Here is a 13,423-nt window from a genome sequence, read left to right on the forward strand (position 1 = left end):
ACCGTCAGACGGCGATCAACACACCGAAACGGAGGTCGCCTGAAACACCCCGATCCACAGGTATTGACAATTGCTCGCTTGATGGCCGCGTGAGTCTCAGTGCCCAACCGTACGTTCTTGTCGGCCTTGAACGTCACCACCACGTGATCGCCGGCCAGCTGCACGTCCTGCACCTCGCCGACCGGAATCCCCGCGATGGTGACCGGATTGCCCGACTTGATCGCGGCCGCCTGGGCGAATTCGGCGGTGTACTGCTTCTTGTCGACGTCCAGAACACTGACCAGCACGACGGCTGCGATCATCACGACGATGACCGCCAGGCCGATCGCGCCGAGCCAGAACTTGTTGTAGTCCTCCAGCACGCGCTTCCGCTGACCCACGATCTCAGGACGCAGCTTTCCGAACAGCTCGCTCATTGGCACACCGCCGAATGCCAGACCTCGTTGCCATTACCCGGTGTCGCCCGGATCACGAACATCCGGAACCAGTTGAGCAGGCCGCGCCATAGACCGAAGTCGAGGTCGCAGGCATATATGTTGCCATAGCTCCCGTCCTGCGTCATCCGGGCAAGGCCCTTGAGCAGCAACGGAACATTGGCCAGCGCGAAAGCCAGGCGGGGCTTGCCCTCGCCCACACCGTATTTGAGCAAGCCCGGATCGCGGTCGATGAATTGCTGTACATCCGGGGTGATCGCATCGACCAGTGCCGACAGCCGCGTCACGTTCGCGGTGATCGCCCCGACCGATGCGACGAGTTCGTCGCGCCGACTGTTCAAGGAGGACAACGACACCGACGTCTGGTGCAGCATGGTTTCCAGGTTCTTGCTCTGCGTGGCTAGCGTCGCCATCAGCTTGTCCAGGTTGGCGATCAGGTCGCCGAGCGCCGCATCCGGTCCCGCCAGGGTCTGCGTCAGCGACGAAGCCTGGGTCGTCAAGGTCAACAGCGATCCCTGATTGCCCTGGAACGCCTCGATGATGGCGTTGGTCAAGTTGTCCACCTGCTGCGGATCGAGCTCGGTGAACAGTGGCTCAAAACCGTTGAGCATGTAGGAGATATCGAACGACGGGTTGGTCCGCTGTTCCGGAATCTGCGCTCCTGCAGGCATTTTGCGGCGCTCGCCATCGCCTTGGCTCAGCCCGAGGTACCGCTGCCCGATGATGTTCTGGTACGTCACCGAGGCCAGCGTGCTGGCGTAGAGCGTTTGGTTGCTGCGCACTTGGAAGTCGACCTTGGCCTTGTTGTCGGGTGTCAGTTCGATCTTGTCGACCCGACCTACCCGTACTCCGGCGACCCGGACATCATCGCCTTCGGCCAGCCCCGACACGTCGCTGAAAATGGCCGAATAGCTGGAGGTTGGACCAGCGATGTTGCGTTGTAAGGTGGCAAAAACCATCCAGGTGACGGCAACCGAGAAGACCATGAACAGTGCCAGGCCAATGATGGTGCTGCGCTTGATTCTCATGGCCGGCCCTTGTCTGCCTGCCCGCCATCGGCGGGGCCGGGCTCAGGAGTGATCTGGACGCTGCTGCCGCGGGCGACGGGGCCCAGCAGCAATTCGGTAGCGGAAGTGGCTGGGCCGCCGACGATTTGGCTGAGCTGGTTCTTCTCCATCTGACTACCGACCGGACCGACGGTGCCGCCGTACAGCGGTGCGGACTGCTGCTGTACTGGCGCAGGCGCAGGCGCGGGCGCACCGTCCGGCCCGCCCGCCTCTGCCGCTAACGGTGGGGCTGCAGGTGGCGCGGGTGCCGGGCCGGGGTCCGGCGCTGCAGGCGCCGGTGCACCCTGTGGTGCCGGCGGCGCGTTGCGGTCCGGCGGGCCGGGGAAGTCCGGTACCACCGGCACAGAGAATCGGGGCGGCGCGAAGTTGGGGCGGTTCTCGGTCACCCACGGTGGGACTCCCATGCCCATCGAGGCCAGGCCCGGCTTCAGATCGGGCGCGGTCGGGGTTTCCGGTGCGGTGCGGCAACTGGGCCCCTCTATGGCTCCGTAGCGTGGGCAGTCTGCCCGGGTGTACTGGCGCGACGGGTTGATCGAAATCACCGTACCGAGAGTCAGCAGGTGGGTCTCCGGGTTGTAGGCCTCGTCGTAAACCTTGTTGGCCAAGGCCTGCAATCGCGTTGAGATGCCATGGAATTCGCCGGCGTGATCAGCCAGCACACCCAGCCCTGGAGTCAGCCCGGTGCTGACTTCGATCATCCGGTCGGTCTGGTGCTCGAACGCATCAGCAAGGGTTCCGGTCGTGTGCAGCCCACCGGTCAGGAAATTCGTGAGCTGGGAACGCTTCTCGGCGAAGGTGCGCATCGGCTGTACCGAGCTGTCCAGCGCGGCGAACAGATCCGGCGACACCGTACGCAGACTGTCGGCGGCCGACTTCAGCGCCGACAACGTCGTCGGCCCGGAATCGTCGGAAGCAACCACCGAATTCAGTTGCTGCATAACCCTGTTGAGGTCGCCGCCGGCGTCGGTGAGCTTCTGCCCCCGACCGCGGGTGGCCTCCGACAGTGCCGCGAAGACACCGACATTGTTCGAATCCGGCGCCTGCCCAACGGCTTTGAGCAGCTGCCGCAGCTTGGCCAACACGTTCTGGAACAGCACAGTGGGCAAGGTCTGGTCTTCGAGAACGACGTCACCGGTGCGGATGGGCCGCGCGCCATTACCGTTCTGCACCAACTGAACAGCCGATACGGCGAACAGGTTGGCCGGCACCACTCGTGCGGTCACGGTGTCGGGAATCTGCGAAGCGAACTGCGGCTGGATGTTGACGTGCACCACGTTCGGTGAACCGTGCTGCGAGGGCGTCACGCTCGACACCATGCCGACGATCACGCCGCGGAACTTCACGTCGGAGCGCTCCGGCAGGCCGTCGCCGATGTTGATGAGCTTCAGGTCCACCCGGACGAAATCGTCCAACTTGCCTTGCGATTTCACCACCATGAGGACCGCGGCGATCGAGGCCACCACCGCGAAGCACAGGCCGATGACACCCAGCTTGCGGTCGGTCGAGCCCCGCGGGTCGTGGTCGAACGAGTTAGCCATCAGCCACCGAACCTTGCACCGCTGATGACGCCCCACAGCGCCATGGTGAGCAGCATGTTGACGATCATCACGACGGTGACGCTGCCGCGCATCGCCCGCCCGGCCGCCACACCCACACCCGCCGGGCCGCCGGAGGCGAAGTAGCCGTAGTAGCACTGGATGGTCGACGAGATGAACACGAACACCACAGCTTTGATCGTCGCGAACAAGACGTCCCGGCCCTCCAGGAACAGACCGAAGTAATGCAGATACGTGCCGGTCGACTGGCCGGCGATCACGCTGACCAACTGGCACGACAGATACGCCAGCGCCAGGGACGCGAGGAACAGCGGAACCACCGCGATGATCGAGGCCATGACGCGCGTCGCGACCAGGTAGGCCACCGAATTGATACCCAGGGTGTCCAGCGCGTCGATCTCGTCGTTGATCCGCATGGCGCCCAGCTGTGCGGTGAACCGGCACCCGGCCTGCGCGATGAAGGCCATCGCGATCATTGCCGGCGCCAGCTCTCGCGTCGTCGCGAACGAGGAGACCAACCCGGTGGCCGGCCCCAGGCCCAGCAGGTTCAACGCGTTGTAGCCCTCGACCGCGACCAGCGCCCCGGCCGTGACACCAAGCACGCCGGCGACATTCAGCGTGCCACCACCGACCACGATCGAGCCGTTACCCCAGGTGATGTCGGACAGCAGCCGCAGAAACTCCTTGCGGTAACGCAGCCACATCGTGGGCATGGCCAACAAGACCCTGCCGAAGAACTCGACCATGTGGCCGGTACGCCCGGCCGCCTTGAGCAGCCCGTTGCCGACGGCCGTGATCGGCCGCAGCGGTGTCGGGGTGAATGTTGATGGGGCGGCCATATCAGATCGACGTCTTCGGGAAGATGACGACGTACAGCTGGCTCATGACGACGTTGACGATCATCATCAGCAACACCGACTCCACCACGGCGGCGTTGACGGAGTTGGCCACACCCGCCGGACCACCGCGCGTATCCAGGCCCTTATGGCAACTGATCACCGCCACGATGACACCGAAGACGACCGCTTTGACCATGGCCAGCGCCAGGTCGCCAACCGTCGAGAACGACGAGAACGTCGCGATGAACGAGCCCGGGGTGCCGTTCTGCAGGTAGACGTTGAACATGTAGCTCGCCAGGTAGCCGACGAAGCTGGTGACACCGGTCAGCAACACACCGATGAGGACCAGAGCGACCAGCCTCGGCACGACGAGGCGCTGGATCGGGGACACCCCCATGACCTCCATCGCGGAGATCTCCTCGCGCATGGTGCGCGACCCGAGGTCGGCGCAGACGGCCGAGCCGACCGCCGTCGCGAGCAGCAGCGACGCGACCAGCGGGGCGCCCTGCCGGATGACCACCAGACCGGTCGCCGCACCCGACAGCGACGAGGCGCCCACCTGGCCGGCGAGCAAGGCAAACTGGATCGACAACGTCACACTGATCGGGATGGTCACCAGAACCGTTGGGGTGAAGGCGGTTCCGGCCATGAAAGCGGCCTGATCCAGGAACTCGCGCACCTGGAACCGGCCCTTGATGATGTCGAAGAACAGGTACTCCAGAGTCCGCAGCCCGAGCACGATCTGGCCGCCGGCGGTGCTCAGCGACGCGATCGGATGGTTCTGCAGGTACCGCCGGACCCAGTCGATGGCTTCGCCGATGGCAGCGCGGTTGGCCGCTCCGCCGGCCTGTGCGTCGTCCGTCATCGCGTCTGCTCACTCGAGTCGGACGCCTGCCATTCGGCGGCGATGCCACGGCACACCAGGTCGGTGGTTGCCCGCGTCTGCGCGACCAGTCTGTCGCGGTCGGGCTTCTGCCCATGACGCAGCGCGATCCCGAACGGAATCGCCACGATCGATTCCGCGGTGCCGTGGACATCGATGTCAGAACGGATGTAACCGCGAGCGATGCCGTCGCGGAGCATGGCCGACAACGACCGCACACCGCCGTCGAACATGTGGTGGAACTGCTCGGTCATCTGCTGGTCGACGCCCGCGGCCTCCATGACGATCAACTGCAACAGCCGCGGTTCTTCGGCAAGCACATCGGTATAAGCCATCCCGACCGCCATCACGTACTCGCGAAACTCCGTGATGGTGGCGAGGCTGCCGGGCAACACCTCCCCGATCGCTGACAGCAAACGGCCGTTGACGCGGCGCACGGCCTGGTCGATGATGTCGCGCTTATTGGCGAAATAGCGGTAGAACATCGAATGACCAGCGCCCAGCCGTTTGGCGATATGGCTGATCGAAGTCTGGTGATACCCGCGCACAGCAAACTCAGCCAACGCGGCGTCAATGACTTCCTCCCGCACCAACTCAGCCCGTTTCGCACGCTGGCGTTCCGCCATGGTCGCGCGCACCTCGCCTGTCACGCGGATCACAGTAGCGCATCAATTCCGGATTTGAGCACACTCTCCGAGAAACGGAATCAATTGTTTCAAACGTAAGTTTTGCGCTGTTTCGGTTTGATGGAATACACATCGAACTGCTGGCGCAGCACAGTAGGGCGGCCCGTCCGGCAATGGAGCGATTTCTACATCTTCATGAAGTCCCACAGGTATGGCCACCGCCGTGCTAACGGGTTGCGGAGCACCACCGGATCAGTCCAAGGACATCGACCCCTCCCACCCGCTGGGCGGCAAGGACGGCGGCCGCGACGGCGAGTGCACCCGCGACGGCAACAAATGGACCTGGGCGGTGTATTTCCCTCGGGGACAACAGGATTTCAACACCATCAAGGGCAAGCTGGAAGACGACATCGACGTTGCCCGCAAGCACAATCCGGTCGGAATCGCCTTCGTCACTAACCAAGAACTGCGGCTTGCCGAACGTCGAGACCTGGGTGAGCTCGGTGGCGACATCGCCATCGAGCGGTACCACTTGGAACGGCTGGCCACCATCTTGGACCGGCCGAAAATGGCATCCGTACGTCAGCAGTACCTCAAGATCGCTCCAGGTCGATCGCCCATGATCGTCAACGCGGCGGTCGCCGGCACCGCCGTCACGTTCTTCGGCGAGGATGCGGTGGTCGACCTGCTCGTGGACGTGCACGAGAACCAGGTCCGAGAACGTTCCGAAACGGCTAAGCAATCGAAGTCACGAACCCCGTCCATACTCGACAGGTTCAACCCAGCCGGGCTCTATCAAAGCCTCGGGATCGCCGAACCTGAACCGCCAAAAGTGTTGAGCGAAATCGAAATCGACGAGAGCGTCCAGGCGTACCGGGAAACGATCGAGGCCGACTGGAAGTGGTCGCGGGGCCATTTGGCTGGTGCGGCGTGCTCGGGTCTGAAGTTCACCATCGAAAACGTCGAAACCTCGTTCCTCAACAACGTCGAGATCGTGCTGACATTCACCGGAGCACGCGGTGTCGACTGGCGGGCTGCCGACGCCTTCGAACTCGACAAGATGCAGGACCGCCACTGGATGGCCCCGACGTGGGGCGGCGTCGCACCGCCGTATATCCCGAGGCGCCTCAAGAACTATCCGGTTACTTACGACCACAACGACGATGGTGACCTTGAAGTGACGATCACCCTGGATACGTTGCGGCCCAGGAAAACATGGACGAGCAGTGCCGACGACATCGTCCTCATTGCTCGTACCGACGATCTCGACGATGTGACAGCCACCTATACGGTCACCGCTGACGGCTACAACGAACTGTTCGAAGGTGGTCCGATCACCATTCCTGTAGAACGGGTTTCAGCTTTCAATACCCTCGGGGACCTGTTGGGTGTGGACGATGACGGCGACGACGAATAGGCGCTCGCTATATGGCGGTCGATAGGGCATCACCCATCGACGCGGCGCTCGCCATCGCCATCGACCGAACCGCATCATTACGGCTTACTTGCCCCAACATCGTGACAGCAGTACGCATTTGGTCCCCGACAAACACCGTCGGACCGTCGGTGAGATTCGCAAAGGCCTCGGCGACCACACTGTCGACGGTGTCGGCCCCGTTGGGGATCGCAGTGAGTGAAGCAAGCTGGCCGCGTTCGAATTCGAGTTGGCGAAGCGCCGGCGTATCCGTCTTGCCCAGAATCAGGCCAATGACATCAATTCCCTTGGGATTCAACTCACTCCACAACGCTTCAGCCAGAATCATGTCGAATGCCTTGCTCGGACCATATGCCACCATATTCGGACCACCCACCAGGCCGGCACCGGAGCCGAAGATGACAATGCCGCCCGTACCTCGTTCGACCATACGCGGCGCGAACTGATGACACAGCTGCATCAAGGTCACGCAATTACGTTGCACCAATGACTCTGACACTTCGATCGGTGTCTCCAGAAACGGTCTGAAGGTGGGATCGGCGCCAGCGCAGTACGCGAGGAAACCGATCTGCAGATCATGGGTCGCATCCGCGATTGCACGGGAGGCTTCGGGCGCAGAGAGGTCGACGACCAGCGTGCGCGTCTGCACCCCAGTCCGATCCGCGATGCCGCGAGCCACTTCATCCAACGCCGACTGCCGCCGGGCCACCAACACCACATTGAGCCCACGCTCAGCCAACGCCTCAGCGAAAGCCGCTCCGACACCGTCAGAGGCACCGGCTACAAGTGCCCACGGACCGTACTTCGATTCAAAGGTCATGACTCGCCAATTCTCTTGTACCGCTGGCATTGAAGGTCCGCACAATCGGGCAGACGCGAGTTACATGTGTACGACGGAACGACCGGCCACCGACCCTCCACCACATGTCACCATCGTGGCTACCAGTGCGATTGGCGCCAAATCGGCTTCCTCTTACAGATAACAATGCGAACTTGGCGAGCAGCGGGAGCACATGGCCCTCGCTGTCAGACAATCGATAGCTCTGAGCGCTAGGCGGCTGGCCATGGCACTGTTCCGGTGCGCCCTTAACCCGATGTTCAAAAGCTACAGGATTTCTTGACTCAAGCGGCAGCGCGTGTAGTCGTAATGACCTATGCGGCCGATCTCGAGAATGCATAGAGGCATCGCATTGCGGAAACGAAGTCCCCGGGCGCGATCGTGAGTTTGTTTTGATGTCAGTCAAACTGGGGCAAGGCCGCCGACAACCGCCGCGCGATCTCGCCGTACCGTTCGAAGCGGTCTGACCCGCCGAGGGCGTTGTAGAGCACGATGCGGGTGGCGACGCCGTCATATTTGGCAACGAGCTTGTCCGCCAGCTCATCCCAGGTGGATTCAGTGGCGAACGCGGCGATGTGGTCGTCGGTGATCTGCGCCATCATGCCTGCCATGTCGCCGGCTTTCTGCTTCTCCCGCAGGCGCGCGGTGGTGCCCTCGAAACCGGCCTCGTCCCAGATGAAGGCGTAGTTCGGGGTGCTGCCGTAGAAGCTCATGCTGGCCCGCACGAATTCACGCTCGTTGTGGCGTTCTTCGTCGGTGTCGCCGACAATCGTCATCGCCGGGATGATCGTGTCGATGTCAGCGGGGGAGCGACCCGCCTTCTCGGCACCGGCGGCGACATTGGGCAGTACGTGGCGGGCGATGTAGCCCGGCTCGCCGAGTGGGTGGATGTGCACGCCGTCGGCCACCTCGCCGGCCATGCGCAGCATCCACGGATTCACCGCCGCGATATCGACTTTGGGATCGGGGGCGTCGATGGGGCCGGGGCTCCATTGTGGGGTGATGAAGTCCAGGTCGTAGAAGTCGCCGTGATGGTCGAGCTTGCCGGTCCGGAACGCGGTGAAGCACGCTTTCACGGCGCGTACGTAGTCGCGCAGCCGTGGTCCAGGCTGTTCGAAGGGCATGCCGTAGCGACGCACCACGTGCGTGCGTACCTGGGTGCCGATCCCGAGGCGGAATTTGCCTCCTGTGGCTTCCTGCAGTTCCCACGCTGATGCCGCGGTGATGAAGGGACTTCGCGGGAAAGCTACTGCGACACCGGTGGACAGTTCGAGCCCGGGCGCAGCCTGGGATGCAACCGCTGCGCTCAGATAGGCGGTCCGGCCGGTCTCGGTCAGCAGGAGGCCGGAGAAACCGGCGGCCTGCGTGCGCTGGGCAAGTGCGCCCATCTGAGTCAAAGGCTGCGGAACGGTCATCACGTCGACGTGCACACTGGGAGCCTACGCGTTGGATGTTCGCGGCGGTGGGAAGTGCCGAGCGCCAATCTCCTTGTCGCGCAGTTCTGCCCGCACCCCCGGCATTTCGACCCGCAAGTGATGGCACCTCACCATAGGACCGATCACATCTCATTTATGACAGTTCCGGTGGTCTTGATGGTGACACTTCTGTCCCGAGGGTCGCCTCGAACGGGTCTCGTTCACGGCGTCGTTGGCGCGCATCGTCCACGAGTCGGGCGTGTGGCGCGTACTTGAGTCGAAGAAGTAGCCCGCTCGGCATGGCGGGCGGTCCGTGGGCGCATCAGATGGACTGTGTAAATCCTCTTAACGGAAGGATCGCAGGACGTGACGACATAAAAGGGCAATGGATGCGGCGCTGATTGCCGCCAGCCCTGCAGTCGAGATGGCCGACGCGCTTCGTGCTTCGGGGCAGTGCATGAACTGCCGGCGCTGATCGATGGCGGTGACCGGTGATGGCGGGCTGCTGCCGAGGTTGATCAAGCTCGTCCTTCAACGTGGGCTGGCGCCGAACTCCCTGCTCACCTTGGGGACGAGAACGGCGAGCTGATCAAGGGGCTGTAACGGCGGCCACTCAAGACGGTGCTCACCACGCCAGCCCGGTACTCTTGGACGTGCCGCGAGACCGCAGCGGTTCGTTGCCCCCGATGCTGGTACCCATCGGCCAGCGTGGTTAAGGCAGGCTCGATGGCATGGCCATCTCTCTATATGCGGTGCGGAATCAATTTGCGGGACATCCGATTTCGGATTTGGCTCGGCGATCGGGACGCAGGCATCGCGAGAGACGATCCCCAGTATCGTCGAAGAGGTCTCCGATGGGGTCCTGGCATGGCAGCGCCGACCGCCGGAATCGTCGTATCCGGTGATCTAGCTCGACGCGATGATCGTGAAGGTCAAAGACGGCGGCCGCACGCCACCAACGCCGCGCCACATCGCTGTGGCCGTCGATATGACCGGGATCAAGCGCGTTCGGGTGATCTGGGTTCAGCCGAACGAAGGCGCTTCGTTTTTCTAGGTGTCGGTATCCGCCGCTTTGGCCAACCGCAGGGTCAAGGATGTGTTGACCGTGCGCTGCGGCGGGCTCATTGGGTTCCCGGACGCGATCGCGACCATGCGGTCACACACCGCGGTGCAGACGTGCGCGGCGAATCTGAGCCGTAACTCGATGCGGTTTTGTGTCGGTGCCCCGGTTGAAAAGCGATTGCATTCCCTATGCTACTCAATGTAGCGTAGGGAAACTAACTGTACGGATTGTGCTGCTCGGACTATGAACATTGACTGTCAGGTAGCCAGCGTTCCGGCACTCTCGTGAGTACTGGTGGATGTCGCTGCTGGCTACGCTGAATACAGCATGTTGCTTCCGGCTTAGTGAGGATTCGCAGGTCTCGAGGCGGGCGTTCGCGTTCGCCAGACACGTCGATGAGTCTCTGCTGGAAGTAACGAGGAGTTTTCGTGCCCGGTTGCGCGACAAGGGAATCCGATTCGGCGCCATCGGTGTGGTGCCCTTACCCGTCTTCGGGATAGCGAGCAGGGCAGTCGGCCCGCGTTCGAGCGCCAGCGATCGTGGTACTTGCCACCAGTGACGAGAAGAGGTCTTTGTGAGCATTTCGAATCCACCGGACGTGCAGCGGTTACCGTCGCACACTCCGACGTGTATGGGCTGTGGACCAGACAATCCGCATGGACTGCACCTTTCGGTCTTCCGCCGAGGGGAGGAGGTGTACGCGGACGTCACATTCGATGAACGGCACGTGGGCGCGCCAGGTCTCGCCCACGGCGGGGCCATCGCCGCCGCGTGCGATGACTTGTTTGGCTTCACGTTGTGGATCGCCGGAACGCCGGCTGTCACACGCAGGCTGACCGTCGAGTACTTGCAGCCGGTTCCGCTGCATGATGCCCATAGGCTCGCCGCGCGTATTACTGAACGCAATGGCCGTGCCATCCACGTCACCGGCGCCGGAATTGGTGCTGACGGCGTCATGCGCTTCACTGCTGAAGCGATCTTCGTAGCAGTGGAAGTAGGGCACTTCGCTGCGCATGGGGACATCAAGGGATTCGGTGAACTATTCGCGGAACTCGTTCGCCGTGCAGACAACGGGGCTCATCAACAGGAAGTGCAGTGAACCTGTTTGCGGCAGGCCGCGTTCGTGCCTTCCGCACCCGATCGCAGACAGCCGTAATCGGTATGAGTTGAAACCATCGATGCGATCGCCTCGTCGTTCTTCTGGCAGCTGCGGCGCTCTAGAGTCCCGATTCGCCGACTATGGGTGGAGACCGAATAACCCGACGCTCATCAAGGCGAAGACAAGAGCTTTCGTCCCGGTTGACCAATTGGTGAGCGGGGTCGGTTCCCGGCTGCGGTGGCGCAGGGCATCGGCGCCAGCCGCAGTCGGATTCTCGTCCACCGGGCACCTTCGGTGCTTCGCCCATCGATTGGTGAGGTCCCAATTGTCAACCTTGGCGACCTGTAGGAATACGCATAGTGTTGTCGGTGGATTGCCGCTGGAGTTCGGTGGGGCACCTCGTGGTCGATCGTATTCGACATCATTCGTGTGATCGCAAAAGCGGACGGTTCCCCAGGCCATGTGTCTGGTGACCCCGTCGCGCACATCGCCTTCGTTGAATTACCTAGTTCGACGGAGCAGAACGAGTCGACCAGCTACATCACCGTGCATCAATCAGCCAGGTAACGCTGCGCGAGAATCTCGGCTAGTCGGCTCGTATGCACAATCACCTCGTCCTTCGACACATCGAGCAGCCCAGAATGCCACGCGGTGATGACTTCGACGAAACCTCCTACGGCAACCAAGGTATCCATGCGGAGCGCTGCCTCGTCTACGTCATCAAGCAAATGGGGTCGGCTTGCCTCCACGACGAGTTGCGTTGCGTCTTGCAGTGCGAGTGCGCGGCGATCCTGAAGTGGAGAACTGCCGACGTGGTGGGCGAGAAGAATGCTGGCTTGGCCTGGATCGGAAGCGATCCGGTCAACCACGATGGCGATCGCCGCGGTAATAGTCTCCATCGCCGGCCGATCGATTCGCTCGTTGAACAGCGTTGAGAGCTCGCCTAGCACCTCACTCCGGACACCGTCCCACGCTGCCACGAGCAAATCGTCGCGGGTCTTGAACTCTTCGTAGAAGTATCGGTCATTGAGCCCGGCGGTTGCGCACACGCCGCGCATGGTTACCGCAGCCCAGCCGTTCTCGGTCCATATTTCAGTCGCCGCCTCGATGAACCTCTGGCGCCGCTCTGCTCGCCGTTCCGCGCCTGTGCGCCCACCCCAGCGCTTGTTTTGAGACCGCACACCACCATCTTGACAAACGGGATAAGCGACCGACAAACTGGTGTCATCCGCCACCAATGGTGGCAGCCGCCACCAAAAGTGAGTTGCGTCGCAATCTCTCTGCGGCCGCCAAATCAAATAGGGAAAGGTCACATGAGATTGTCGTTTCTTGGCCGAACGCCAGGCCGGAGTTATGGAGCCGACGCTGTCGTGACGGGGGCGGGCAGTGGCATCGGGCGCGCCTTTGCTGTAGAGCTCGCGCGTCGCGGTGGCCGGGTGATATGTGCTGACAGAAATCTGAGCACAGCGCGCGCGTCGGCCGAACTGGTGCGCCAGGCAGGCGGCGAAGGCCTCGACATCGAATGCGATGTGACCGAACTTGACCAGGTACAGCAGTTGGCAAAGACAGGTGAGAGTTGGTTCGGAAAGCCCGCCAGCTTGGTGATCAATAACGCCGGAATCGGCGCGGGTGGCAACGTTATCGGTGCAACATCGATAAACGACTGGAATGCCGCGATCTCAGTGAACCTTTGGGGTGTGATCTACGGTTGCGAGACTTTTGTCCCTCGGATGCGCGAGCATCGCCGATGCGGTGTAATCAACGTTGCGTCCGCGGCAAGTTTTGGCGCCGCGCCGCGTATGGGCGCCTACAACGTGAGTAAAGCGGGCGTTTTGGCTCTATCAGAGACATTAGCAGCCGAACTTTCTGGTACCGATGTAAATGTCACCGTGCTTTGTCCGACATTTGTGAAAACCAACATCGTAGATAATCCTCAGATCCAGGAGTCTGCTGCCAGACTCGCGGGCACGCTGATGAAGTGGACCGGCGTATCGCCGGAGTCTGTCGCACGCAAAACACTCGACGCACATGACCGGGGGCAAATCTACGTCGTGCCTCAGATCGATGCAAAAGTGCTGTGGCAGATTAAAAGGGCTCTTCGCAGTTGAGGGTGTAGAGGTCATCGGCGCGTCGTTGCCGGGATAGGGGTCGAGGTCTCTCGAAGATGA

The 13,423-nt window shown here is 62.2% G+C and carries 12 protein-coding genes and 1 pseudogene; 4 read left to right on the forward strand and 9 right to left on the reverse strand.

From position 1 onward, the window contains the following. From ACJH6H_RS28850 to ACJH6H_RS28875, 6 genes are all read right to left on the reverse strand, one after another. The coding region (locus tag ACJH6H_RS28850) for an MlaD family protein (RefSeq protein WP_406776314.1) at nucleotides 1–416 on the reverse strand (416 nt) is incomplete at its 3' end. Next, entirely contained in the window at nucleotides 413–1,462 is a 1,050-nt protein-coding gene (locus ACJH6H_RS28855; RefSeq protein ID WP_293021491.1) for an MlaD family protein, read from the reverse strand. The genes ACJH6H_RS28855 and ACJH6H_RS28850, both read right to left, overlap by 4 nt. Further along, nucleotides 1,459–3,039, reverse strand: a complete 1,581-nt coding sequence (locus tag ACJH6H_RS28860; protein ID WP_346414672.1) for an MCE family protein — start codon at nucleotides 3,037–3,039, stop codon at nucleotides 1,459–1,461. The genes ACJH6H_RS28855 and ACJH6H_RS28860 overlap by 4 nt, the downstream gene beginning before the upstream one ends. Beyond that, nucleotides 3,039–3,896 carry an MlaE family ABC transporter permease gene (locus ACJH6H_RS28865; protein WP_406776315.1) on the reverse strand — a complete coding sequence of 286 codons (858 nt, stop codon included), beginning with the start codon at nucleotides 3,894–3,896 and terminating at the stop codon, nucleotides 3,039–3,041. Before ACJH6H_RS28865 ends, ACJH6H_RS28860 begins: the two co-directional genes overlap by 1 nt. A 1-nt stretch (nucleotide 3,897) precedes the next feature. Continuing rightward, nucleotides 3,898–4,761 (reverse strand): ABC transporter permease, encoded by an 864-nt coding sequence (locus tag ACJH6H_RS28870; protein WP_293021495.1) that lies wholly within the window; start codon nucleotides 4,759–4,761, stop codon nucleotides 3,898–3,900. Next, nucleotides 4,758–5,405, reverse strand: coding sequence for a TetR/AcrR family transcriptional regulator (locus ACJH6H_RS28875; RefSeq protein ID WP_346414674.1), 648 nt, complete (start codon nucleotides 5,403–5,405; stop codon nucleotides 4,758–4,760). The genes ACJH6H_RS28870 and ACJH6H_RS28875 overlap by 4 nt, the downstream gene beginning before the upstream one ends. Before the next feature lie 211 nt (nucleotides 5,406–5,616). Between ACJH6H_RS28875 and ACJH6H_RS28880 the strand changes: the two genes are divergently transcribed. Next, nucleotides 5,617–6,822, forward strand: a complete 1,206-nt coding sequence (locus ACJH6H_RS28880; protein ID WP_293021499.1) for a hypothetical protein — start codon at nucleotides 5,617–5,619, stop codon at nucleotides 6,820–6,822. Between the two features lie 7 nt (nucleotides 6,823–6,829). Here ACJH6H_RS28880 and ACJH6H_RS28885 read toward each other — a convergent pair whose 3' ends face one another. Both ACJH6H_RS28885 and ACJH6H_RS28890 read right to left on the reverse strand, forming a co-directional pair. Continuing rightward, the gene (locus tag ACJH6H_RS28885; RefSeq protein WP_293021501.1) at nucleotides 6,830–7,660 is read right to left on the reverse strand and encodes an SDR family NAD(P)-dependent oxidoreductase; all 831 of its coding nucleotides are present in this window, start codon (nucleotides 7,658–7,660) and stop codon (nucleotides 6,830–6,832) included. Between the two features lie 416 nt (nucleotides 7,661–8,076). Next, nucleotides 8,077–9,108: a TIGR03617 family F420-dependent LLM class oxidoreductase gene (locus ACJH6H_RS28890; protein ID WP_293021503.1), complete on the reverse strand. Its 1,032-nt coding sequence runs from the start codon at nucleotides 9,106–9,108 to the stop codon at nucleotides 8,077–8,079. A gap of 370 nt (nucleotides 9,109–9,478) precedes the next feature. Between ACJH6H_RS28890 and ACJH6H_RS28895 the strand changes: the two are divergent. Both ACJH6H_RS28895 and ACJH6H_RS28900 read left to right on the forward strand, forming a co-directional pair. After that, nucleotides 9,479–10,306: pseudogene (locus ACJH6H_RS28895) on the forward strand (transposase); the annotation flags it as partial. Between the two features lie 481 nt (nucleotides 10,307–10,787). Continuing rightward, the gene (locus tag ACJH6H_RS28900; RefSeq protein WP_293021524.1) at nucleotides 10,788–11,255 is read left to right on the forward strand and encodes a PaaI family thioesterase; all 468 of its coding nucleotides are present in this window, start codon (nucleotides 10,788–10,790) and stop codon (nucleotides 11,253–11,255) included. 551 nt (nucleotides 11,256–11,806) lie between these two features. Here the strand turns inward: ACJH6H_RS28900 and ACJH6H_RS28905 are convergent. Next, complete coding sequence (locus tag ACJH6H_RS28905) at nucleotides 11,807–12,436, reverse strand: TetR/AcrR family transcriptional regulator (protein ID WP_226522215.1); 630 nt, start codon at nucleotides 12,434–12,436, stop codon at nucleotides 11,807–11,809. A 132-nt stretch (nucleotides 12,437–12,568) separates the two neighbouring features. Here ACJH6H_RS28905 and ACJH6H_RS28910 point away from each other — a divergent pair, with 132 nt between their 5' ends. After that, entirely contained in the window at nucleotides 12,569–13,363 is a 795-nt protein-coding gene (locus tag ACJH6H_RS28910) for an SDR family NAD(P)-dependent oxidoreductase (RefSeq protein WP_406776316.1), read from the forward strand. Nucleotides 13,364–13,423: the final 60 nt, after the last annotated feature.

It is taken from the genome of Mycobacterium sp. SMC-21 (assembly GCF_045310825.1).
Taxonomy (GTDB): domain Bacteria; phylum Actinomycetota; class Actinomycetes; order Mycobacteriales; family Mycobacteriaceae; genus Mycobacterium.